This is a genomic window from Bacillus sp. F2HM, assembly GCF_019266135.1.
Lineage (GTDB): Bacteria > Bacillota > Bacilli > Bacillales > Bacillaceae > Bacillus > Bacillus safensis.
Window position 1 is genome coordinate 96,469 of the sequence record NZ_LRMO01000001.1, and the last position, 22,392, is coordinate 118,860.

The 22,392-nt window shown below is 42.1% G+C and carries 27 protein-coding genes; 2 read left to right on the forward strand and 25 right to left on the reverse strand.

The window, feature by feature from the left end:
- The first annotated feature begins 135 nt into the window (after nt 1-135).
- Nucleotides 136-642: a hypothetical protein gene (locus AWT60_RS00455; protein WP_256928143.1), complete on the forward strand. Its 507-nt coding sequence runs from the start codon at nt 136-138 to the stop codon at nt 640-642.
- A gap of 41 nt (nt 643-683) precedes the next feature.
- Here the strand turns inward: AWT60_RS00455 and AWT60_RS00460 are convergent, their stop codons facing one another.
- From AWT60_RS00460 to prfA, 21 genes are all read right to left on the reverse strand, one after another.
- Nucleotides 684-1,079 (reverse strand): F0F1 ATP synthase subunit epsilon, encoded by a 396-nt coding sequence (locus AWT60_RS00460; RefSeq protein ID WP_003214592.1) that lies wholly within the window; start codon nt 1,077-1,079, stop codon nt 684-686.
- A gap of 24 nt (nt 1,080-1,103) precedes the next feature.
- The gene (gene atpD, locus AWT60_RS00465; protein ID WP_008354929.1) at nt 1,104-2,525 is read right to left on the reverse strand and encodes a F0F1 ATP synthase subunit beta; all 1,422 of its coding nucleotides are present in this window, start codon (nt 2,523-2,525) and stop codon (nt 1,104-1,106) included.
- A 24-nt stretch (nt 2,526-2,549) separates the two neighbouring features.
- A complete protein-coding gene (locus tag AWT60_RS00470; RefSeq protein ID WP_218676726.1) occupies nt 2,550-3,416 on the reverse strand; it encodes a F0F1 ATP synthase subunit gamma in 867 nt (288 codons plus the stop codon).
- Between the two features lie 88 nt (nt 3,417-3,504).
- A complete protein-coding gene (gene atpA / locus AWT60_RS00475; RefSeq protein ID WP_024423728.1) occupies nt 3,505-5,013 on the reverse strand; it encodes a F0F1 ATP synthase subunit alpha in 1,509 nt (502 codons plus the stop codon).
- A gap of 16 nt (nt 5,014-5,029) precedes the next feature.
- On the reverse strand, nt 5,030-5,575 hold the full coding sequence (locus tag AWT60_RS00480) for a F0F1 ATP synthase subunit delta (RefSeq protein WP_024426340.1): 546 nt from the start codon (nt 5,573-5,575) through the stop codon (nt 5,030-5,032).
- Nucleotides 5,572-6,093, reverse strand: coding sequence for a F0F1 ATP synthase subunit B (atpF, locus tag AWT60_RS00485; RefSeq protein WP_008354935.1), 522 nt, complete (start codon nt 6,091-6,093; stop codon nt 5,572-5,574). Before atpF ends, AWT60_RS00480 begins: the two co-directional genes overlap by 4 nt.
- Before the next feature lie 120 nt (nt 6,094-6,213).
- A complete protein-coding gene (gene atpE / locus AWT60_RS00490) occupies nt 6,214-6,426 on the reverse strand; it encodes a F0F1 ATP synthase subunit C (RefSeq protein WP_003214968.1) in 213 nt (70 codons plus the stop codon).
- Between the two features lie 48 nt (nt 6,427-6,474).
- Nucleotides 6,475-7,209: a F0F1 ATP synthase subunit A gene (gene atpB / locus AWT60_RS00495; protein WP_039182108.1), complete on the reverse strand. Its 735-nt coding sequence runs from the start codon at nt 7,207-7,209 to the stop codon at nt 6,475-6,477.
- A gap of 7 nt (nt 7,210-7,216) precedes the next feature.
- Nucleotides 7,217-7,600 (reverse strand): ATP synthase subunit I, encoded by a 384-nt coding sequence (locus tag AWT60_RS00500; RefSeq protein WP_024423731.1) that lies wholly within the window; start codon nt 7,598-7,600, stop codon nt 7,217-7,219.
- A gap of 497 nt (nt 7,601-8,097) precedes the next feature.
- A complete protein-coding gene (gene upp, locus AWT60_RS00505; RefSeq protein ID WP_003214553.1) occupies nt 8,098-8,727 on the reverse strand; it encodes a uracil phosphoribosyltransferase in 630 nt (209 codons plus the stop codon).
- 147 nt (nt 8,728-8,874) lie between these two features.
- Nucleotides 8,875-10,122: a serine hydroxymethyltransferase gene (gene glyA / locus AWT60_RS00510; RefSeq protein ID WP_034281450.1), complete on the reverse strand. Its 1,248-nt coding sequence runs from the start codon at nt 10,120-10,122 to the stop codon at nt 8,875-8,877.
- A gap of 177 nt (nt 10,123-10,299) precedes the next feature.
- Entirely contained in the window at nt 10,300-10,839 is a 540-nt protein-coding gene (locus tag AWT60_RS00515) for a TIGR01440 family protein (RefSeq protein WP_076840473.1), read from the reverse strand.
- Between the two features lie 12 nt (nt 10,840-10,851).
- Entirely contained in the window at nt 10,852-11,301 is a 450-nt protein-coding gene (rpiB, locus tag AWT60_RS00520) for a ribose 5-phosphate isomerase B (RefSeq protein WP_076840474.1), read from the reverse strand.
- A gap of 133 nt (nt 11,302-11,434) precedes the next feature.
- On the reverse strand, nt 11,435-11,893 hold the full coding sequence (locus AWT60_RS00525; RefSeq protein ID WP_024423734.1) for a low molecular weight protein arginine phosphatase: 459 nt from the start codon (nt 11,891-11,893) through the stop codon (nt 11,435-11,437).
- 63 nt (nt 11,894-11,956) lie between these two features.
- Nucleotides 11,957-12,511 carry a manganese efflux pump MntP gene (locus tag AWT60_RS00530; RefSeq protein ID WP_076840475.1) on the reverse strand — a complete coding sequence of 185 codons (555 nt, stop codon included), beginning with the start codon at nt 12,509-12,511 and terminating at the stop codon, nt 11,957-11,959.
- A 60-nt stretch (nt 12,512-12,571) separates the two neighbouring features.
- Nucleotides 12,572-13,624 (reverse strand): L-threonylcarbamoyladenylate synthase, encoded by a 1,053-nt coding sequence (locus AWT60_RS00535; protein WP_080769524.1) that lies wholly within the window; start codon nt 13,622-13,624, stop codon nt 12,572-12,574.
- A 150-nt stretch (nt 13,625-13,774) separates the two neighbouring features.
- On the reverse strand, nt 13,775-14,227 hold the full coding sequence (locus tag AWT60_RS00540) for a GNAT family N-acetyltransferase (protein ID WP_076840476.1): 453 nt from the start codon (nt 14,225-14,227) through the stop codon (nt 13,775-13,777).
- 63 nt (nt 14,228-14,290) lie between these two features.
- A complete protein-coding gene (spoIIR, locus tag AWT60_RS00545; RefSeq protein ID WP_229137102.1) occupies nt 14,291-14,944 on the reverse strand; it encodes a stage II sporulation protein R in 654 nt (217 codons plus the stop codon).
- Between the two features lie 121 nt (nt 14,945-15,065).
- Entirely contained in the window at nt 15,066-15,545 is a 480-nt protein-coding gene (locus tag AWT60_RS00550) for a hypothetical protein (protein WP_024423739.1), read from the reverse strand.
- Between the two features lie 141 nt (nt 15,546-15,686).
- Nucleotides 15,687-16,571 carry a peptide chain release factor N(5)-glutamine methyltransferase gene (gene prmC / locus AWT60_RS00555; protein ID WP_218676727.1) on the reverse strand — a complete coding sequence of 295 codons (885 nt, stop codon included), beginning with the start codon at nt 16,569-16,571 and terminating at the stop codon, nt 15,687-15,689.
- Nucleotides 16,561-17,628, reverse strand: coding sequence for a peptide chain release factor 1 (gene prfA, locus AWT60_RS00560; RefSeq protein WP_024423741.1), 1,068 nt, complete (start codon nt 17,626-17,628; stop codon nt 16,561-16,563). Before prfA ends, prmC begins: the two co-directional genes overlap by 11 nt.
- A gap of 210 nt (nt 17,629-17,838) precedes the next feature.
- Between prfA and racA the strand changes: the two genes are divergently transcribed.
- Nucleotides 17,839-18,387, forward strand: coding sequence for a chromosome-anchoring protein RacA (gene racA, locus AWT60_RS00565; RefSeq protein WP_076840478.1), 549 nt, complete (start codon nt 17,839-17,841; stop codon nt 18,385-18,387).
- 35 nt (nt 18,388-18,422) lie between these two features.
- On the opposite strand, the gene AWT60_RS00570 is transcribed toward racA, so the two are convergent.
- From AWT60_RS00570 to rpmE, 4 genes are all read right to left on the reverse strand, one after another.
- Complete coding sequence (locus AWT60_RS00570; RefSeq protein ID WP_041108169.1) at nt 18,423-19,379, reverse strand: AEC family transporter; 957 nt, start codon at nt 19,377-19,379, stop codon at nt 18,423-18,425.
- A gap of 90 nt (nt 19,380-19,469) precedes the next feature.
- Entirely contained in the window at nt 19,470-21,170 is a 1,701-nt protein-coding gene (malS, locus tag AWT60_RS00575; protein WP_024423744.1) for an oxaloacetate-decarboxylating malate dehydrogenase, read from the reverse strand.
- Between the two features lie 279 nt (nt 21,171-21,449).
- Nucleotides 21,450-22,052 carry a thymidine kinase gene (locus tag AWT60_RS00580; protein WP_024426350.1) on the reverse strand — a complete coding sequence of 201 codons (603 nt, stop codon included), beginning with the start codon at nt 22,050-22,052 and terminating at the stop codon, nt 21,450-21,452.
- Between the two features lie 87 nt (nt 22,053-22,139).
- Nucleotides 22,140-22,340, reverse strand: coding sequence for a 50S ribosomal protein L31 (gene rpmE / locus AWT60_RS00585; protein WP_003215407.1), 201 nt, complete (start codon nt 22,338-22,340; stop codon nt 22,140-22,142).
- Between the last annotated feature and the right edge of the window lie 52 nt (nt 22,341-22,392).

Here is a 22,392-nt window from a genome sequence, read left to right on the forward strand (position 1 = left end):
AATTGAATCCTCCTTTTATTTATTTCTGTAAAGGAAAACTCCCTTTCATTATATCCTCGAAAATCGGAAAGATGAATCATTTGGAAAAAAGAGCTACATTTAGTGTGAATCCCCTCTTATCCTGATGCCAAGGAGATGATATACTGCGTGTGGAAGGAGCTGAACACATTGAAAGATTCTTTTCCTGACTTTGTTGATTTGTACGGAGAATTGGTTCCCTCATTTGATTATGAATGGGAGGCCATTGCTTTCTACTTTGATTATAGACAGACACAGCTAGAAGAATTAGCACAATTGTGTCATTTTCATAACATTTCTTTGGATTACTCTGAGGAAAGCCTGTATCAGTTAGAATCACTATACTTTGAGGCATTAACCAAGCAGCTGTTCGCTGAGTGGAAAATGCCAATAGATACATTAGAAGCGATGATGAGTGTGTATTTAGGAGAGGTTGTCATCCGTCATCATTCAGATGCTGACTGGGTGGTGCGGCCTTATATGGATTCTCCGCATCAATATACGCTTGGTTTGCGCCGTCACAATAAAACGTGGCATAGTATGCAGTTTTGCGAGCACTTATATCTTGAAAAACAGGATTCGCACCCTTATGTGTCCATGTATCAATCTCTCATGTCATTCTAAAAAAAACCTTCTTATCATTGTGATAAGAAGGTTTTTCTGTTTTATTTCCCTGCTACATTTAAACGGTTTAACGCCCGTTTTAATGCGAGTTCCGCCCGGCGTACATCACTTTCATTCGGGTGGTTCAAATGCTCTTCAGCACGCTGCTTCGCTGATTTAGCACGATCGACATCAACTTTATCTGATGTTTCAGCGGCCTGAGCCAGAATGGTTACTTGTTCAGGGCGGACTTCAACAAATCCGCCACTTACTGCAACCAATTCAGTTGATCCACTATGTTTTAAGCGAACTGCACCGATTTTTAGCGGAGCAACCATTGGAACGTGGCCAGCTAAAATACCAAGCTCACCGCTTTCTGCTCTTACACTGACCATTTCCACATCCGCTTGATACACTGGGCCGTCGGGAGTAACGATATTGACTTGAACGGTCTTCATGCTTTTACCCTCCTAAGGACCAGATTAGGCCTCTACACCCATCTCTTTGGCTTTTTCAACCACTTCTTCAATGCGTCCAACTAAGCGGAATGCATCTTCTGGAAGGTGATCGTATTTACCAGATAAGATTTCCTTGAAGCCTTTAACAGTTTCTTTCAATGGCACATAAGAACCCTTTTGGCCAGTGAACTGCTCTGCTACGTGGAAGTTTTGAGATAGGAAGAATTGAACACGACGCGCTCTGTGTACCACAAGCTTATCGTCCTCAGATAATTCATCCATACCTAAAATGGCAATAATATCTTGCAGCTCTTTATAACGCTGCAATGTTTGCTGCACTTCACGCGCAATCGCATAATGCTCTTCGCCAACGATCTCAGGTGCAAGTGCACGAGATGTTGAAGCAAGAGGATCAACCGCTGGGTAAATACCCATTTCAGTCAGCTTACGCTCAAGGTTTGTCGTTGCATCAAGGTGAGCGAACGTAGTTGCTGGAGCTGGATCTGTATAGTCATCCGCAGGTACATAGATCGCTTGAATCGATGTAACCGATCCTACGTTTGTAGACGTGATACGCTCTTGCAGCTGACCCATTTCTGTTGCAAGTGTCGGCTGATAACCTACCGCTGAAGGCATACGTCCAAGAAGGGCTGATACTTCAGAACCTGCTTGTGTAAAGCGATAGATATTATCGATGAAGAACAATACGTCTTGACCTTGTTCATCACGGAAATGCTCTGCCATTGTCAAACCAGTTAGGGCAACACGCATACGTGCACCTGGTGGCTCGTTCATTTGACCGAAGACCATGGCTGTTTTCTCGATAACGCCAGAATCTTTCATTTCGTAGTAAAGGTCGTTTCCTTCACGTGTACGCTCTCCAACACCAGCGAATACAGAAATACCGCCGTGTTCTTGTGCGATGTTGTTGATCAATTCTTGAATCAGAACGGTTTTACCTACACCAGCTCCACCGAATAGACCGATCTTTCCACCTTTGATGTAAGGAGCAAGCAGGTCAACAACTTTGATACCTGTTTCAAGAATTTCAACTTCTGTAGAAAGTTGATCAAAAGAAGGCGCTTGTCTGTGGATTGGATCTCTTTGAGCTTCCACACCAAGGGGCTCATCTAAGTCAATGTTATCTCCCAGTACGTTGAATACACGTCCAAGTGTTACGTTACCAACTGGTACTGAAATTGGTTTTCCAAGGTCTACAGCTTCCATACCGCGCTTCACACCGTCTGTTGATGCCATTGCGATGGTTCTCACTGTATCGTCACCTAAATGTAGTGCTACTTCTAAAGTTAAGTCGATATCAACTTCACTTTCGCTTTCCGCTTTATGCGAAACTTTGATCGCATTATAAATCTCAGGCAAGTGACCGTCTTCAAAACGAACGTCTACGACTGGTCCCATGATCTGACTGATGCGTCCTGTTTTCATTGCATTCCCTCCTGACAATTATTTCTATTCTAAGGCAGCTGCTCCGCCGACAATTTCTGTAATCTCTTGTGTAATCGCTGCTTGACGAGCACGGTTGTAAGAGAGTGTCAGGCTGTCGATCAATTCTTTTGCGTTGTCTGTTGCACTCTTCATTGCTGTCATTCTTGCAGCATGTTCACTTGCTTTGCTGTCAAGAAGCGCACCGAAAATCAAACTCTCTGCATATTGAGGAAGGAGAACTTCAAGAATTTCTTCTTCAGAAGGCTCAAACTCATAAGATGCGGAACGTTTATTTGGTGTCGTTGCGGCCGAAAGGTCCGTTAGCGGCAATAATTTCTTCTCTGTTACTTCTTGTGAAATCGCACTGACAAAGTGGTTGTAGAACATGTAAAGTTCGTCAAACGCTTCATCAGAGAACATTTGAACTGTACTGCTTGCTAATTCTTTAATATCAGCAAACGCTACTTCGTCTCCAAGCCCTGTTACTTCAGAAATAACTGGAATACCACGCTTTTTGAAGAAGTCGCGTCCGATTTTACCAATGACAATCACCGCATATTCATCAGCGGATTGATGACGAGATTGAATGGTTTGGTAAGCGGCACGCAAAATCGAGCTGTTAAAAGGTCCTGCAAGCCCTCGATCAGATGTAATGACGAGATACCCTGTTTTCTTGACAGGTCTTGAAAGAAGCATTGGGTGCTTAGCACTTGTTCCAGTTGCGATTGCAGCAACCACTTCCTGGATTTTCTCCATGTAAGGAACAAAAGACTTCGCATTGTTTTCAGCACGATTCAGTTTCGCAGCTGATACCATTTGCATCGCTTTTGTGATCTGACTCGATTTTTTCGTTGACGTGATCCTTGACTTTATATCGCGTAATGAGGCCAAAGATTTCACCACCTTTTTTCAGGAATCCGTGTTCATTTACGTGAAAAGAGAGAAAAAGAGAATCTTTTTCTCTCGGAAAGATTACTAATTAGTTGCTTGGTGCAAACGTACGTTTAAAGCCTTCGATTGCTGTCTTCCACTCTTCATCAGCAGGCATATTTCCTGTTTGAGAGATTGTGTCAAACAAGCCTTTATGGTTTTCTTCAATGTACAAGAATAACTCAGCTTCAAAACGTTTAACATCAGCAATGGCTACATCGTCTAAGTATCCTCTTGTTAGTGCGTAAAGAATCGCTACTTGTTTTTCAACTTTAAGCGGTTTGTTCAAGTCTTGTTTTAAGACTTCAACTGTTCTTGCACCACGGTTTAATTTCGCTTGAGTGGCTTGGTCTAGATCAGATCCAAACTGAGCGAATGCTTCAAGCTCACGATAAGAAGCAAGATCCAGACGAAGTGTACCTGCTACCTTTTTCATCGCTTTGATTTGTGCAGAACCACCTACACGGGATACAGACAATCCTGCGTTTACCGCTGGACGTACGCCTGAGAAGAAGAGGTCAGATTGTAAGAAAATCTGTCCATCTGTGATGGAAATAACGTTTGTTGGGATATATGCAGAGATATCGCCAGCCTGCGTTTCTACGAAAGGCAATGCTGTGATAGAACCGCCACCCTTTTCGTCACTAAGCTTCGCTGCACGTTCTAATAAACGAGAGTGAAGATAGAAAACATCACCAGGGAATGCCTCACGACCTGGAGGACGACGAAGCAATAATGAAAGCTCACGGTAAGCTGCCGCTTGTTTAGAAAGGTCATCATAGACAACAAGTACGTGCTTGCCGTTATACATGAATTCCTCACCCATCGTTACACCTGCATAAGGAGCAAGGTAAAGAAGTGGAGCTGGCTGTGATGCAGAAGCTGTGACAACGATTGTGTAGTCAAGCGCACCATGCTTACGAAGTGTTTCAACAACACCACGAACCGTTGATTCTTTTTGTCCGATGGCAACATAAATACAGATCATGTCTTGATCTTTTTGGTTTAGAATCGTATCGATTGCAACAGATGTTTTACCTGTTTGACGGTCACCAATGATCAATTCACGCTGTCCGCGGCCGATTGGAATCAAGGCATCAATTGCTTTAATTCCTGTTTGAAGCGGCTCATGTACAGATTTACGATCCATAACGCCAGGTGCTTCACTTTCGATTGGACGTGTTTTGCTTGTTAAGATTGGACCTAGTCCATCAACAGGCTGACCAAGCGGGTTCACAATACGTCCGATTAACTCTTCACCTACTGGAACCTCCATGATACGACCTGTACGTTTTACGTCGTCACCTTCGCGGATATCTTTGTAAGGTCCTAAAATAACGATACCTACGTTAGACTCCTCAAGGTTTTGAGCCATACCCATTACACCGTTAGAGAACTCAACCAGCTCTCCTGCCATAATGTTGTCAAGGCCATGTACACGCGCGATACCGTCCCCTACTTGAATGACTGTACCGACATCTTTTACTTCAATTTCTGATTGATAGTTTTGGATTTGCTGCTTTATCAGCGCGCTAATCTCTTCAGCTTTGATACTCACTAAGGTTTCACCCCTTCTAACGATTTTCGCCTGCAAGCTGACGTTCAATGCGGGAAAGCTTTCCGCTGACACTGCCGTCATAAATGCGGTTTCCGATACGGATTTTCACTCCGCCTATTAGATCCTTGTCAATCACATTTTCAACACGCAGTGATGTGACTCCGGCTTTTTTGGCAAATACTTCAGATAAAGATTGAATTTCAGCACCGCTCAGCGGTTTCACTGAATACACGACCGCATCGTCTATTTGTTTCGTGCGGTTTGCAAGTTTCACAAACTCAGACGTCATTTCAGAGAAAATATTCGTGCGTCCGCGGTCAATCAGTAAATACATAGTGTGCAATACATAAGTAGAAACACCTTTGAAAGCTTCAGCAATCAACTGTTTCTTTTTGTCTGCTGTAATCTTTGGATGAACAAGGAAGTCATTGAGTTCTTGATCAGCCTTTAGAACTTTTTTGATCTCATTCAGCTCTTTTTCAGTTTCGTCTACTGCCGAAGAAGCAAGAACGATGTCAAAAAGAGCAGAAGCGTAACGCTTAGAGACAATAGTTACGCTCATCGGCTTTCGCCTGCCTCTTTAAGGTACTCTTGAATCAATTTCTCTTGTGCCTGCTCATCAAGTTCTTTTTCAATCACTTTAGATGCAATCAGCACAGATAGTGATGCAACCTGCTCACGCAGTGCAGCCACAGCTTGTTCTTTTTCTTTCACGATTTCAGTTCTAGCAGACTCTTTCAAGCGCTCTGATTCTTGACGTGCTGCTTGAATGATCTCTTCTTTTTGTTTCTCACCAATCTTTTTCGCATTTTCGATGAGTGTATGTGATTCTTCGCGTGCTTCTTTCAATAAGACACGTTGTTCTTCAAGAAGCTTTTCAGCTTGAACGTGCTTTTGTTCAGCACTTGAGATTTCATTTCCTATATAATCTTCACGCTGCTTCATAATACCTAATAAAGGTTTAAGCGCAAACTTCTTTAAAAGTGCAAGCAAGATGAGCATAGCGATAAGCTGGAATAACATATCACCGGCGTTGAAGCTTAAGCCCCCTGCTCCTAAAACCACTGGTAACTGAGACATTTAGTACGGCAACTCCCTTCTTTAAATAATATGTTAAGAAACAAAACATAAAGGAATGGCGAAGTTTCGAACTAATCTGATCTTCGCCATTAAAATTCATATTAGAACGCTTCTCACATATTAACCAAAGAATGCCAAGAATGCGATAACGACAGCGATAATTGGAAGTGCCTCAACTAAAGCGACCCCGATGAACATAAGTGTTCTTAGTTCTCTACCAGCTTCTGGCTGACGAGCGATTCCTTCAACTGTTTTAGATACGATTAGACCGTTACCAATACCTGCTCCTAGTGCTCCTAAACCGATTGCAATTGCTGCTGCTATTAAATTCATTAAAAAGCTCCTCCTTTAAAATAACGTCCTTTTTGGACTCTCAATTTTTTAGTGTTCGTCGCTGACTTTATGGGAAATGTACACCATTGTCAGCATGGTGAAGATAAATGCCTGGATTGTTCCGACAAACAAACTGAATGCCTGCCATACAATCATCGGCACGATGGCACCTAATGTACCAACGATACCAAGCGCAATGTTTTGCGAGTAGAAATTGGTCGCAAGTCCTGCAAGTAACCCAAGAAGAATCTCTCCAGCGAAAATATTTCCGTAAAGACGCAAACCAAGTGTTAACGTGTTTGCAAATTCTTCAATAAGTTTCAATGGTACTAAAAGCGGAATTGGTCTAAAGTAGTCTTTCGTATATTCCTTGACTCCTTTTGCCTTGACACCGTAGAAGTGTGTAAGTCCCATGACCATAATTGCTAGTGTCATTGTGATTGCAGGATCAGCAGTTGGTGATTTCCACCACAAGTTGTGATCGACCGTAATCGAGAATGGCAGTCCAAGCATGTTTGAAACAAATATGTACATGAGTAATGTAACGCCAAGCGCTAGAAATGGGGCTCCTGTTTTCATGTCCATCGAACTACCTATGATATTTCGAACAAAATCAACGATCCATTCCATGAAGTTCTGCGCCTTAGTCGGACGAATAGACAGAACACGAGTAGTCAGCACCGCTATGAGAAGAACGATGATACTAGCAATCGTAATCATGAGAACATTGGATAAGTTGAACGTTAACCCTAAAAATTCTGTAGTTTTTGAACTGTGACCCAAAGAGTATTCACCTCTCTTCCATAGTAGAACGTTTAAGTTGAATGAAGGAATCTATCATAATGACAGGATATATTGTCATTAATCCTATAACAACACCTGCCAGATGAACTTCATTAGGGTAACGCCAAGCAATCGCTACTGCGAGAATCGCGTTGGCCCACCTGGCTGTACTTCCCATTGAACGAATGGATTTTCCTTTTTTAACCGCTCGATCAAAAGCGTGCATTCTCCGTATAAGTAGGAATAAATTAAAGAAAGCAAAAATTGTGCCGATAATGAAACCAAGAAACAGTGGTTTAAAACCAGGCATGGCATAGCCAAACACAAAAATTGCCAATAGATAGAACATGTATTTACTCTGTCTGCGGAAAATCGCGTTTGGATCGTTCATTCATCTGACTCCCGATGAAAAGTATTGTAAAAAAGGTGATAAATGGTGATGAAAACTGCGTAGAAGACGCTGATGATAAGCCGTCCTATTCGAAAAAAATCAATCACCCATCGGTCTAATTGCACAATCAGACTTGAAATCTTTAGATCTATGGGATGCTGCTTCATTCGTTGATACAAACCCTGATTATTAAAGGGTTCACAATGAGGATTAGTAGAGTGCTATAGGCTATGAAAACCTTACCATAATACCCTCGTTTAGCATACAATAGCGTCTATGATGTGTCAATCGGTTGAAAGTTAAAAAACTTTTCTATAGTGATAGAGCACACAAAATGTTCACAATTTCATCAAACTTTAGGAGAGATGTGACAATCATTGAAAAAAACAGTCAATGTTCAGTATACATTGATTTTTCTAAGAACGGTATCAACCGTTTGTCATATATTTCAAAAAGCCCACATGCGCGTTTGCATGTGGGCTTTTATTAAGAATTTCTTATTTCGTTCCGTACATACGGTCACCAGCATCACCAAGACCTGGGATGATGTAACCTTTTTCGTTTAGTTTCTCATCTAATGCTGCAATGTAGATATCAACATCTGGATGATGCTTTTGCATTTCTTCTACACCTTCAGGGGCAGCAATCAGACACATAAAGCGAATGTTTTTCGCACCGCGTTTTTTCAAGCTGTTTAACGCTTCGACTGCTGAACCGCCAGTTGCAAGCATTGGGTCTACTACGATAAATTCACGTTCTTCCACATCTGATGGAAGCTTCACATAATATTCAACAGGCTTTAATGTTTTCGGATCGCGGTATAAACCGACATGTCCCACTTTAGCAGCTGGAATGAGTTTCAAAATCCCGTCTACCATTCCAAGACCTGCTCTTAAAATTGGCACAACCCCGAGTTTCTTCCCTGAGATCACGTTTGATTTCGCTACTTGTACAGGTGTTTCTACATCTACCTCTTCAAGCGGTAAGTCTCTTGTGATTTCAAATGCCATTAATGTTGCGACTTCATCCACTAGCTCTCTAAATTCTTTAGTTCCTGTATGAACGTCACGAATATATGTAAGTTTGTGCTGAATAAGCGGGTGATCAAATACATAAACCTTTGCCATTGCTTGCTACAACTCCTTTTCTGTCATCTTCCGGTGAACTTTGCACACTTCCTACAATTCTACATAAAAAGACATCATCTTTCAATATGATTCGCAAATCCTACAAAAAAAACCCACATGCCAAAAATAGGCAAATGGGTCTGTTTTTTAATAATCTAATTCGTTATATAGAGGGAAACGGGCCGTAAGATCAGATACACGCTTTTTCGCCTCTTCTAATTTCGCTTCATCTTCATGATGTTTTAGCGCAAGTGCAATAATGGAACCGACTTCTTTCATCGCTTCTTGATCAAAACCGCGGCTTGTTACTGCTGCTGTACCTACACGTACACCGCTTGTGACAAATGGTTTCTCTGGATCATAAGGAATTGCATTTTTGTTCACTGTAATACCGATTTCATCAAGAACGTTTTCTGCAATTTTTCCTGTGATGCCAAGAGAACGCAAGTCGATGAGAACAAGATGGTTATCTGTTCCGCCAGATACAAGCTGAATATCTTCAGATAAAAGTGTTTCAGCTAGTTGTTTTGCATTATCAATGACGTTTTGTGCATATGTTTTGAAATCTCCGTTCAATACTTCACCGAAAGAAACAGCTTTTGCAGAGATGACATGCATCAGTGGTCCACCTTGAATACCAGGGAAGATCGATTTGTCGATCTTTTTACCAAACTCTTCACGGCATAGGATCATTCCGCCGCGAGGTCCGCGTAATGTTTTGTGAGTTGTTGTTGTCACAAAATCTGCGTAAGGAACTGGATTTGGATGAAGACCTGCTGCAACAAGACCAGCAATGTGAGCCATGTCGACCATAAAGTAAGCACCGACTTCATCAGCAATCTCACGGAACTTTTTGAAATCAATTTGGCGTGGGTATGCACTTGCACCCGCAACGATGAGTTTCGGCTTATGTTCACGTGCTTTTTCAAGTACATCTTGATAGTCGATATGCTGAGTTTCTTTATCTACACCATATTCTACAAAGTTGTACTGTACACCACTAAAGTTTACAGGGCTTCCATGTGTTAAATGCCCGCCATGTGATAAGTTCATGCCCAGTACTGTATCGCCATGCTCAAGAATTGTAAAGTATACGGCCATGTTCGCTTGAGCACCTGAGTGAGGCTGTACGTTCACATACTCAGCGCCAAAAATTTCTTTTGCGCGGTCACGTGCGATATCTTCCACAACGTCTACATGTTCACAGCCGCCATAGTAGCGTTTACCAGGATAACCCTCAGCGTATTTGTTTGTTAATACAGAGCCCTGTGCTTCCATGACTGCTTCGCTTACGAAGTTTTCTGATGCAATTAATTCGATTTTGTCCTGCTGGCGTTTCCGCTCTAGTTGAATTGCTTTGAATACTTGTGCGTCTTGCTCAGGTAAATGTTTCATCAGCGAAATCCTCTCCAATCTATTTCCATTCGATGTTTTCACCATCTCATTGTACACGGTTTTTGAGTAAAATGTAAAAGTTTTTTTTGGAAAATCGACTTCTTTTTTATGAAAACCCGAATGTTCAAGTAGCAAAGCGTCTTCATCATTCAACATTATATTAGAAATATATCGAAGCTATGATCTTGTATAAACGGCTCGTTCTCCGCCAATCAGCTTCGGACGCGTTTTCGCAAAAGTCACATGTGCATTTCCTAATCGATGACGACTGAGGCGGACAGGTACAGCGACTCTCTTTAAGTGCATCCCAATTAACGTATCGCCGATATCAATTCCAGCATGTGCCTCAATGCATTCGACCAATACAGGATGTTCCATTTGCTGATACGCATGAGCCGCCATCGAACCACCCGCTTTACGGACAGGTACTGCACCTACGATCTCCAGGTTAAAACGGAAAGCCACTTCTTCTTCAACCACAAGGGCACGATTTAGATGTTCACAGCATTGAAAGGCGAGCTCAATGCCTGTCTCTCGTCTTAACTGATCCAATTCTTGATAGATCGAGGCAGCAATTTGCTCACTTCCTGCAGTACCAATATGCTCACCAGCCACTTCTGACGTACTGCAGCCAATGACTAAGATTTGCCCGGCACGCAATTCAACTGTTTGATGAAACTCTTTTAACATTTCAAGCCAATCTTGACCAATGTTCATGTTAAGCGCTCCTTATAGGTGCTTTTCTTCATAATCAGCTATTTTGCCAATCCGCACAGCATGGCGCCCTGCTGTAAACTCTGTCGTCAGCCAAATCTGCGCAATCTCACGTGCTAATCCTGGTCCAATCACTCGCTCTCCCATTGCAAGAACGTTCGTATCATTATGTTCTCTAGTTGCTTTCGCACTAAATGTATCATGAGCCAATGCACAGCGAATTCCTTTTACTTTATTTGCTGAGATGCTCATGCCGATGCCTGTCCCACAAATTAAAATGCCGCGGTCGACTTCTCCGTTTGCCACCATATTGGCTACAGGGAAAGCATAATCTGGGTAGTCTACAGAACCTGATCCGCATTCACAACCCATATCAATGTATTCAATCTTCAATTCATCCATCAGTTGTTTGATTTCTTCACGAATATTCGTTCCGCCGTGATCGGATGCAATGGCTACTTTCATCGGGCAATTCCTCCTAAGGGTGAGTTGATCTGTTATGTCTTACATTCATTCTTTATTTACAGTTATATTTTAACCTCTGCCTAGTGATTTGCAAACAATAGCAGAAAAACCGTTGAGGCAACGGTTTTACAGGTTATCTATTATGATGATCTTTTTTCAGCTTCTCAGCGAGCTGATACAGCAAGGCTTCTAGTTCATCTCGAGTTTCCTGATAAACAGAAAGACTTCCTCCAAACGGATCGGATACATCGCCTTCTGTTCCTGTCGCAAATTCCTTTAAAGTGAAGACCTTGCCTTTTGCATGCGCATATTGCTCTGCAATCAACTGTTTATGCTGCATCGTCATCGTGAAGACGTAATGAGCTTCGCGCAGAAGATCCTCTGTCAATTTTGATGATGAGTGATTCAGTGGAATGCTTTTCTCAAATAATGCTTCGATCGCTTGAGGAGAAGCTTTCCCTTCATCGGAGGCAAAAATGCCCGCTGATTTTACAGTGACCTCTAAACCTTTTTCATCTGCAATTGAAGCAAAAAGGGCTTGAGCCATTGGACTTCTGCATGTATTTCCCGTACAAACAAATAAGATTTTCATCTTTCGCCCTCCTTTTCTTCTATTATATAGCATTTCATTCTACATGTTATGTAAGGAGACTGGCTAGAGCGGAAATAATAATTTGATACCAAAGGCTAGTAAAATGATTCCACCAAGCGCGCCGCTATATGAACCAACCCATGACCGAACCTGTTTACCGAGTAATAATCCGAGCCATGTGAGGAGCATACTAAAAAAACCAAACAATAATATAGTCATCCACACCTGGGAACCGTAAATCCCGAGACTTAAACCAACGGAGAAGCTGTCTAGGCTTACACTTGTCGCAAAAAGAACGAGACCAGTCCCAACTGGTGCGATAAAGGGCTTATCCTCTTTGCGGATAGAAGCAACAATCATTTGCAGTCCCAGCACCAAAAGCAGCGCCCCGCCGATATAGGTGGCAAGAAGACCGAGCCATCCGGATAAGAGCTGACCTGTCAGTATGCCAAAAAGCGGCATAAACATATGAAATATCCCAATGACAAGTCCAATATAAATGATCTGGCGGAACCTCAGCTGAATCATCCCCATACCAAGTCCAACCGAAAAAGCATCCATCCCAAGTGCAAAAGCCATGATGCTGAGTGTCAGCAATTCGCCAGCTAGTTCGTTCATGTAAATCCCCCTTGGACACACATTCTCCTTTAACCTATGTTTGTCCAAGAAAGGTTAGAACTATTGGAACGAAGGGAGTGTACGCCCTCCTGCGGCTTTTTGCAGACGGTTCATAATGGCAGAACCAACTCCCTGCTCTGAAAAGGCTTCTGAAATAATCAAGTCTACATCCGTTTCATCAAATTGTCTCAGTACACGATAGAGGTTTGCAGCAACCGTTTCAGGTTTTTCTCTATATCCACAGCTGTACACAACATCTGCCGCAAACAGCGATTTCTTTTCTTCTGTTGTCAGCACTCCGACTTTTAGCCCTTCAGCTTTGTATTTCTGTATGTGACGCTGCATGTCTTCATCACTTCCATGAAAGATATACATCTTGGCTTCAGGTGCATAATGTGTGTATTTCATTCCCGGCGATACAGGCGCTTCGTCCTTTTTTGTCAGCCCTGGGTCCACACTCACCGTCCCCACGACCTCTTCTAATGCTTCTTTTGTAATTCCGCCTGGTCTTAAAATCACTGGGGTCTCACCGATACAGGATACAACCGTTGACTCAACGCCAATACCAGTTGAACCGCCATCTACAATCCCAGCGATTCTTCCTTCGAGATCACTCGCTACATGGTCTGCTTGTGTTGGTGAAGGTTTTCCCGAACGATTGGCACTTGGTGCAGCAATTGGCAGACCAGCTGCTCGGATGAGCTCAAGCGCAATGGGATGGTCAGGCATTCTCACACCTACTGTGGATAAACCTGCTGTAACCTGCTTTGATAAAGTGCCCGGCTTACACGGAAGAACGATAGTTAAGGCGCCCGGCCAAAAGGCATCCATCAGCGCCTCCGCTTTTTCGCTTTCTATTTGTGCAAATTCGTGAAGCTGCTGAACCTCCGCAATGTGAACAATCAACGGATTATCACTCGGACGCCCTTTCGCTTCATAAATTTTCATAACGGCTTCTGTCTCTTTCGCATTTGCCCCGAGTCCGTAAACGGTCTCTGTCGGGAAAGCAACCACTTCATTTTGCTGCAGCAGATCGGCCGCCTGTTTAATTTGTGGATAGTATGTGGATAAATCCTTTTCTAAATCCACAGACCACCTTTTTGTATTTAACATCATACAAACTCCTTTTAAAAAAGATAAAACTGTTGATATATCTCAATTATCCTTTTGAAAGTATAAAAGATGATGATAAATAAAACAAGCGTTGTCCACAATTTGTGGATAACGCTTGTTTTGTAGTGGATAAGTATGTGTATAAGTCCATCATTTTGTGATTAACTGCCTTTTTTGCAGGACCACAGCCTGTTCTTTCCCCAATGTCTCTTTTGCATGTGCAGAGCTCCATATGCTTTCTGGAATTTCCTTTAAAGGCGCAAAGCCCATTAATGCCAAAAAATCATGGGAAGAGGAATGGTTTGCGACGACATAAAAAGTATCCACACCCATTTTTTCACCGAGCGTTTGAACACTTTGGAACAAAGAGACAATGTGTCCCTGACCGAGCTTATCTGATATGACAAGAGACCGCAGCAATCCCTCTTGTTCATTGAGCTGTTCAAGACCTAAGCAGCCTGCCAGCTGACCATCCGCATCTTCCATCACTACAAATGCCGTTCGCTCCGCAAGCGTTACTCCTCCTTTTGCTTGTCCCTTTTCAAGAAAAGCATTGATCGCCGGGACATCTTGTTCTGTAGCTATTCTTAATTGATAATACATGCTTTCACCTCTTTTTGATCTCTTACTTCAACTCTATGAGGCAAAAACCGATTTATACCTTTTTTAAGAGAAAAGACTAGAGACCCATTCAAACAAAAAGAACTTCACTTCACCTGTCTCTTCTTCCTCTTCTTTCACCACTTCATTAACAGACTCTTTCGTTTGCTGCGCTGTCACTTGTTTATCATCATCCCCTTCTGGTGAGGCGATGGCTTCTCCGTTTGAAAAATCGATAAAGCAGAGCGGCGGAAATAACACACACCACCAGTTGGCTCCGTCTCCTTCTCCAAGCGTAATTAAAATGGCTTCATATTTCCCAGCAGGGTAGACGAAATTTCCATAGAGCTTTGTTGGAAATGAAGCTTTTTGAAAACTGACCGATACGGATTGATCTATGTGCTGTTCCTTCAATTTCGCTTTAGCAATACGATTGATTTCTGGCAGCTTTGATCGAATGACACGTCTTGCTTCTTCAATGGATGTGAGGTCTTTCACCCACTCCGTCATACTCGCATTGACCTCGTCACGAATACTTCTTTTCACATCCTGATCCGCTGAACGATCACTATTTGCTAAAATGCGTAATCGAATCGCTTCATCTGGTATGACAACAGGCTGATTTGCAGAAGCAGCCGCTGTCTCCTCTCTGCCAAGGTTTGCAAAAGCACCGCATAATAATAGAAACATATAAAGACAAATCATCGTTTTACTTTTCAACATTGTGTGTTCCCCCCACTTTTCTCTTCGCTACAAACATTGTGTCCAGGAAACACATTTCATAAACAGTCAACATGAATTTTTTAATAGATTATGAGTCAAAACAAAAAAGCCGCTCTCATTAAGAACGACTTTTGAGTGAGGATTGGTAGTCAGAAGGGTATAGTCTTCCATCCCAATCTCGGCTGATTTTTAAACCAGATTCTGTTTTGATGACAGTCATGGCTCCTTTTTTCTCGATTTCTTTTTTGACTTTTCCTTTTTGATCGATAAATTGGATCACCATTTCATAGTTAAATTCAATTCTGTCATCGCTTTCATCTGAAGGCGTAAACATAATTTTTTTCAGCTTTATTTGACAATCTTGATCCTTCGCCGCTTCTAATATGCTCGGGAACATGCTGTCTTGTGTATATTCTTGATATTCATGTTCGGTTAAATAAACCTTCAGCTTCTCTTTCATGTCAGATAGGTCATCCGTTCGATTCACTGTGTATTGTGCTTTTTTATAGCTTTCTCCAAATGCTGCTGCCTCTTTTTTAAAGCTCGGTTTACCACAAGCACTCACAATCAATAGTACACTGACGATGACCAACACCATCGCATACCTTTTGTTCACACCATTCGCTCCTTCAAAACAAATTTATGTAAAAAATCATGATCAGAATGTTCATTCTTCTATATATACGTTTCTCTTTTACCATAAGTTTCATCTTTACATAATAAAATAGTCCGGCTTTCTTCAGCCGGACTTTCCGTTTTGAATGTGTGCGCAAACAGCTCGATCTTTTCCGTTAATATCTTTGACGATGCAGACATCCGCTTTAGGAAATGCCTGCTCAAGAAGCGCTGTGACATCTTGACCTTGCGTATGTCCAATTTCAAAGACAACAACTGCCTGATCACTCAGCACGCTGGGAAGATTATGAACGAGACGCTGATAAAACCACAAGCCATCACGTCCGTCCGTCAGCGCATTCACCGGCTCATGCTTTGTCACAACCTCAGACAAACTGTCCATTTCTTCCGCCGCAATATAAGGTGGATTGGAAATAAATACGTCCACTTTGATGCCTTGAGCTATAACCGGTTCAAGTAAATCTCCATGTAAAAAATGAACGTCTGCACCGAGCGTTTGTTGATTTCGTTTTGCTACCGCAAGCGCTTCTTGTGAGATATCAGTCGCTGTGACAGATAGTGATTTTTTTTCAAGAGCCAGCGTAATCGCAATGGCCCCGCTTCCTGTGCCAACGTCAACTGCTTTGAGCGGCTGATCGGGCGGGAAAACGTCACCTACCAAATGGAGCGCCGCCAAAACAACTTCTTCCGTTTCAGGACGAGGGATGAGAACATGCTTGTTCACCTCGAAAGGACGTCCGTAAAAGAATTCAACACCCGTTAAATGCTGAACAGGAACACCCGCCCTGTGCTGCGTCACAAATTTGCTGAACAGTTGATCTTGCTCCTCAGGCAGCGCATCATGAAATCGTGCAAGAAGCTCACTTCTGCTCCAGCCGAGCACATGCATCAACAGGAGTTCTGCTGCATTTTGGTCTCTGCCAGCTTCCGTTAACAAAGAAGAAGCCCATTTAAGGGCTTCGAAGATTGTTCGCTCTTTATTTTGCATCTTGAAGCTTTCTTGCTTGGTCTTCCATAATTAGTGCATCAATGACCTCGTCAAGTTTTCCTTCTAAAATTTGATCAAGCTTTTGAATCGTCAATCCGATGCGGTGGTCTGTTACACGGTTTTGCGGGAAGTTGTACGTACGGATACGCTCTGAACGATCCCCTGTTCCAACCGCAGATTTACGTGTTTGATCATATTCAGCCTGTGCTTCACGCTGGAATTTATCATAAATTCTCGCACGCAGCACTTTCATGGCTTTTTCTTTGTTTTTAATTTGTGATTTCTCATCCTGACAGGACACAACAACACCTGTTGGAAGGTGAGTTAATCGAACAGCAGACATGGTCGTATTGACACTTTGTCCGCCAGGTCCGCTTGATGCAAATGTATCTACACGGATGTCTTTTTCATGGATATCAATTTCAACTTCCTCAGCCTCAGGTAATACAGCGACTGTCGCAGTAGATGTATGGATCCGTCCGCCTGATTCTGTTTCTGGAACACGCTGCACGCGGTGTGCACCATTTTCAAACTTTAGTTTGGAGTATGCGCCTTTCCCGCTGATCATAAAGATGATTTCTTTATAACCGCCTGTGCCAGTGACACTTGCTTCCATGACTTCCGTTTTCCAGCCTTGCATTTCAGCATAACGGCTGTACATACGGTAAAGATTTCCCGCAAAAAGAGCAGCCTCTTCTCCACCCGCTGCACCACGAACCTCCACAATAACGTTCTTATCGTCATTCGGATCTTTCGGGATCAGCAAGATTTTCAGCTCGTCTTCTAAACGTTCCGTTTCTTCCGTGAGCTCTGAAATTTCTTCTTTGACCATGTCGCGCATCTCGGCATCCAGCTTCTCTTCGAGCATTGCTTTCGCATCATTCAGCTGGTCGTATGCCGCACGATATTGTCTATATACCTCAACAGTTTCTTGAATATCGGATTGTTCTTTCGAATATTCACGAAGCTTCTTAGGGTCGTTCACCACTTCAGGGTCACTTAAATATTCATTTAGCTTTTCATAGCGTTCTTCAATTGATTTTAAACGGTCTAACATGGTCTTCACCTCTGTTTTGTGCGTAACAGTCTAATTATAGTATAGCGGGGTATGACAGTCAAAAAAATTTCCAAAACAATTGATTTCCTGCAATTTTTCGCTAGAAAACACGATCTTTGGCGATTGGTTACTTGTTTTGTCTAACGTGAAGGAACAGGAACTCCTTAAAGAGAATGGTACTTGTAATTGAAAAAAGGGAGGGCATTTGTTTTGAATACAAATGAGGTTGCAAAGGAAATTGGTGTTTCTTCAAAGACGATTCAGCGCTGGGTCAAACAGCTCAACATCCCTGTCGCCCGGAATGAACTTGGACATTATGAATTTCATGAAGATATTGTACAGCTGCTCAAAGAGGTCAAATACCAAATGAGTGAAGGTGTGATCCTCCAAGATATTCAACTGCCAATCCATAAGGAAACCGTTCGTCAATCAGCACCTGCTGCCGAAGCTGATGTCTCTATACAGCGGATTGAAGCATTAGAAAAACAAGTGAAAGCGCTCATTCAGCAGCAATTACATGTCACTGATGTAGAAGACCGCCTGCAAGAACTTGAACGGAAATTGGCTAAAAAAGCAGATGAAGGTGTATCGTATCAGCTGCTTCAGCACCGCAGAGAAATTGAAGACTTATCCACAAAATTTGACCGCCTCGCCGCATCCTTGAAACAACCGTCACAAGTAGAAGAAAAAGAGGAAATCGCAAACCCCGACATCAAAAAAAAGCGTGTACTCTTCCCTCTGTTTCATTCATTTCGCTAAGAAAGGCTGCCTCGTTTGGCAGCCTTTCTACTATATTATACGGTAAGTGCAATAATGATCGGTAATGTAATGAGTGACATGATGGCACTGATTACAAATGCGGATGCAGTTTCCGCCTCTTGTTTTTCAAATCGTGTTGCGATCATCGCTGCAACAGCTGAACCTGGGAAGGCAACAAGCAATACAGCTTTTGTAATTTCATCAGCCGAAAGACCCATAAGAACGGCAATGAAATACATAAGTAATGGTTGTACAGCTACTTTTAGCAATGCAATACTGAAGGCTGGCAAGCTTAATTTAATTTTGCGGATACCAACAGTGACACCGACTGCGAATAATGCCACACCTGATGTGACGCTGCCAATTTCCTCTAACATTTCATGTCCAATTGCAGGAAGTTTAAATCCTAAAAGAACAAGAATGATACTGGCTAACGGTGCAAGTGCAAGCGGCTCTGATAAACCGTGCAAAATCGCTTTTGTCGTCATTTTTAGGAAGCTTTCGCCGTCTTTTGTTTTTCCTTTTGTTTTTTCACCGACAGTTGATACAATAATTGCAATTGGATCAAGCAGTGCATTTACAACTATTCCGGTAATCGCAATCGGAATTGCAACCTCTTGAGCCCCAAATAAACTGCCCAAGACCGGAATCCCCATAAATGCAAAGGTCGGTTGTGCTGAGTTTAACGAGAAAACAGAAGAATCTGTTAAATCATATTTAAAAGCAAATTTCGTAACTAAAAGGATAATGATATAAAAACCAACGATTCCGAAAATCAATGCAACGAAAAATGGAATTTGACTATAGAATTTATCTTTTGGTGTTGACAGAATACTGGCGATAAAGTGCGCTGGTAAAGCATACTTTGTAACAAGTGTACTTACACCTTTTGCAGATTTAGCGTCATAGCTGCCGAAGTTCCCTGCGAACCAACCCAGCGCGATAACGAAAAAAATCGGTGCTAGGAGGATCAAAATATTTAAAAAGTCCATCTTACTCTTCCTCCTTAAATCCTTTACATGTTTCTTATTTATTGCGGCATTGCTTAGATTACCCGAAGCAATGCCGCGTTACACATTTTATTATGCTCTTACAATTTTTTTATATTCAGGAATCCACATTGCGTCTTTCACAGCTTGTTCGATGTTGTCAGGCGTTTTTCTTGCGACACCATCTTCAATTGCTGCTTTCGCTACTTCAACAGCTACATGAATTGACACTTCTTGCAATTTATCAATACTTGGAAGAAGACCAGCACCTGGTTTCTCATGATCAACCATTTCAGCAATTGCATTCGCAGAAGCAACGAACATGCCTTTTGTGATGATTTTTGATTCTGTTACGATTGAACCAAGACCAAGTCCAGGGAAAACGAACGCATTGTTTGATTGTCCGATTTCATGTTCAATTCCGTTATACTCAACGTTTTCGAACGGGCTTCCTGTTGCAACAAGCGCACGGCCGTCAGTCCATTTGAATAGATCCTCTGGCACTGCTTCAGCAAGCGGTGTTGGGTTAGACATTGGCATGATCACTGGACGCTCTGTATGAGCTGCCATTTCTTTAATGATTTCTTCAGTGAATGCGCCGCCTTGACCTGATGTACCAATAAGGATGGTAGGCTTCACCCTGCGAACAGTTTCAGCAAATGAGATTTGTCCTTTTTCATCGCGTGCCCAGCCTTCTACTTCATCAGAAGTACGCAGGTATGGTTTTTGGAAATCAAGCACTTCATCTTCAAATTGATCTGTTAGCAATCCTCTGTAGTCTAATGTCCAGAATGCATTGTTTGCTTCTTCTTCTGTTAGACCTTCAAGAACCATTGTGTCACGCATTTGATCTGCGATTCCGATACCAGCTGATCCAGCTCCGAAGATGACAACACGGTGATCTTTCAATTGAGTACCAGTTTTCTTGACAGCTGCAAGAACACCCGCTAAAGTAATGGCACCAGTACCTTGAATATCATCGTTGAACGTTAAGATGTTATCGTTGTATTTTTTCATGATGTTACGCGCATTTTTGTTTCCAAGGTCTTCCCAGTGAAGCAATGCTTTCGGGAAGAATTTAAGTGCTGCTTTCACATAAGCATCAATGAATTCTTCGTATTTTTCACCTTGTACACGTTTGTGATGGTTCCCAATGTATAATGGATCATTCAATAATTTTTCATTGTTTGTTCCAACATCTAATACAACTGGAATCACGCGGCTAGGATCAATACCTGCTGCAGCCGTGTAAACAGCTAATTTACCGATTGCGATGTTGATACCACCAACACCCCAGTCACCAATTCCAAGAATACTCTCAGAGTCAGTTGCAACGATGAGGTCAATATCTCCAGCAGTTGCGTGCAAGTTTTCAAATGCTTTCTCGATTCCGTCAATGTCGTCGATTGAAAGATAAACACCATGAGGCCTTCTGTATTCATGGCTGTATTCTTGAATCGCTTCACCAACAGTTGGTGTGTACACAACTGGAAGCATTTCACGAAGCTTTTCTGTTAGAAGCTTGTAGAACAATACTTCGTTACGGTTTTGCAAATCACTTAAGTATACGTTTTGACGAAGACGATCCGGCTGAGCTAGAAACTGCTTGTACGCTCTTTCCGCTTGCTGTTCTAAAGTTAGAACCGTTGGAGGAAGTAAGCCTTCTAGTCCAAGCTCTTGTCTTTCTTCTTCAGAGAAAGCAACGCCTTTGTTCAACGTTGGAATCGATAATACATCTTTACCTGTCAAAGTGGTTTCGAGGTACCCTTCTTTTGTTTTCTTCACGTTGTTCATCAAAAACTACCCTCTTTCTAAAATATAAATAAAGTGAACTATTAATCCAAAGAACGATTAAGGAGAAAAATCCTTAATCAAAAAAATTATGACAAGAAATCGAACTTTTCGTTTAAATGCTTTACACTACAGTTAGTCATTTTATGCCTGCTTATGACAAAACGCAAGCGTTGAAAATTAGATAATTTAATCGTAGTGTTATTTAATTTATTTAAGTACAAATGATGGGTGTTCAGCCAAAATTTCTAAAAACGAAACACAGCGGCATTTGCTATTTTTTTATTTGTCAAGTGTTGTACCAACATCAAGTCTTGGTACTTCATGGTGATGTCTGCATCGTGCTTCGTATGATTCCTGCGCACCTACTAAAATAATAGGATCATCATAGGATGCGGGTTTACCGTCGATCAAGCGTTGTGTTCTACTCGCTGGGGAGCCGCATACCGAACAAACTGCTTGAAGTTTTGTTACAAGCTCTGCACATGCCATTAAATGCGGAACAACACCAAATGGCTCTCCTCTGAAGTCTTGATCCAGGCCTGCAACAATGACTCGATAGCCTTGGTCAGCCAATTGAGTGACAATGTCAATGATTGTCTCATCAAAAAATTGCACCTCATCAATGCCAATGACATCGGTTCTTTCTGATATGTGCGTTATTATGTCTTTTGGTGAGGCTACTGCAATCCCATCTAATGATGAACCGTTATGTGACACAACTGAGCTTGTACTATATCGGTTATCAATCGATGGTTTGAATATTTTTACTTCTTGTTTGGCAAAGGTGGCCCTTTTGGCTCTCCGAATCAATTCTTCCGACTTTCCAGAAAACATACTGCCGCAGATGACTTCAAGCCAACCGCTTTGTTTCATCACATACATAAGGTCTTCTCCCCCGTTTTAAAGTTCCATCAATCCACGTAAAAAAACAGGCAAGAACGGATTCCTGCCTGTTTATTGTATCTATTATTACTTAAGACCGTATTTTTTGTTAAAGCGGTCAACACGTCCATCAGCAGAAGCGAATTTTTGACGGCCTGTATAGAAAGGATGGCACTCAGAGCAAATCTCGATGCGTACCTCTTCTTTTACTGATCCAGTTTCAAACTCATTTCCACAAGCGCATTTGACTGTAGCTTTTTTGTAGTTAGGATGAATTCCTGTTTTCATCTACTGTCATCTCCTTCCGCCCTGAATCCAATTCGGAAACAGAGTTAATATC

Coding starts and splice junctions, on each gene's coding strand:
- AWT60_RS00455 (WP_256928143.1), top strand. CDS start 136: ATGATATACTGCGTGTGGAAGGAGCTGAACACATTGAAAGATTCTTTT.
- AWT60_RS00460 (WP_003214592.1), bottom strand. CDS start 1,079: ATGAAGACCGTTCAAGTCAATATCGTTACTCCCGACGGCCCAGTGTAT.
- atpD (WP_008354929.1), bottom strand. CDS start 2,525: ATGAAAACAGGACGCATCAGTCAGATCATGGGACCAGTCGTAGACGTT.
- AWT60_RS00480 (WP_024426340.1), bottom strand. CDS start 5,575: ATGAGCGTAACTATTGTCTCTAAGCGTTACGCTTCTGCTCTTTTTGAC.
- atpF (WP_008354935.1), bottom strand. CDS start 6,093: ATGTCTCAGTTACCAGTGGTTTTAGGAGCAGGGGGCTTAAGCTTCAAC.
- atpE (WP_003214968.1), bottom strand. CDS start 6,426: ATGAATTTAATAGCAGCAGCAATTGCAATCGGTTTAGGAGCACTAGGA.
- AWT60_RS00500 (WP_024423731.1), bottom strand. CDS start 7,600: ATGAACGATCCAAACGCGATTTTCCGCAGACAGAGTAAATACATGTTC.
- upp (WP_003214553.1), bottom strand. CDS start 8,727: ATGGCAAAGGTTTATGTATTTGATCACCCGCTTATTCAGCACAAACTT.
- glyA (WP_034281450.1), bottom strand. CDS start 10,122: ATGAAACATTTACCTGAGCAAGACGCACAAGTATTCAAAGCAATTCAA.
- AWT60_RS00515 (WP_076840473.1), bottom strand. CDS start 10,839: ATGAACATTGGTCAAGATTGGCTTGAAATGTTAAAAGAGTTTCATCAA.
- rpiB (WP_076840474.1), bottom strand. CDS start 11,301: ATGAAAGTAGCCATTGCATCCGATCACGGCGGAACGAATATTCGTGAA.
- AWT60_RS00525 (WP_024423734.1), bottom strand. CDS start 11,893: ATGAAAATCTTATTTGTTTGTACGGGAAATACATGCAGAAGTCCAATG.
- AWT60_RS00530 (WP_076840475.1), bottom strand. CDS start 12,511: ATGAACGAACTAGCTGGCGAATTGCTGACACTCAGCATCATGGCTTTT.
- AWT60_RS00535 (WP_080769524.1), bottom strand. CDS start 13,624: ATGTTAAATACAAAAAGGTGGTCTGTGGATTTAGAAAAGGATTTATCC.
- AWT60_RS00540 (WP_076840476.1), bottom strand. CDS start 14,227: ATGTATTATCAATTAAGAATAGCTACAGAACAAGATGTCCCGGCGATC.
- AWT60_RS00550 (WP_024423739.1), bottom strand. CDS start 15,545: ATGGTGTTGGTCATCGTCAGTGTACTATTGATTGTGAGTGCTTGTGGT.
- prmC (WP_218676727.1), bottom strand. CDS start 16,571: ATGCAAAATAAAGAGCGAACAATCTTCGAAGCCCTTAAATGGGCTTCT.
- prfA (WP_024423741.1), bottom strand. CDS start 17,628: ATGTTAGACCGTTTAAAATCAATTGAAGAACGCTATGAAAAGCTAAAT.
- AWT60_RS00570 (WP_041108169.1), bottom strand. CDS start 19,379: ATGGACTTTTTAAATATTTTGATCCTCCTAGCACCGATTTTTTTCGTT.
- malS (WP_024423744.1), bottom strand. CDS start 21,170: ATGAACAACGTGAAGAAAACAAAAGAAGGGTACCTCGAAACCACTTTG.
- AWT60_RS00580 (WP_024426350.1), bottom strand. CDS start 22,052: ATGTATGTGATGAAACAAAGCGGTTGGCTTGAAGTCATCTGCGGCAGT.
- rpmE (WP_003215407.1), bottom strand. CDS start 22,340: ATGAAAACAGGAATTCATCCTAACTACAAAAAAGCTACAGTCAAATGC.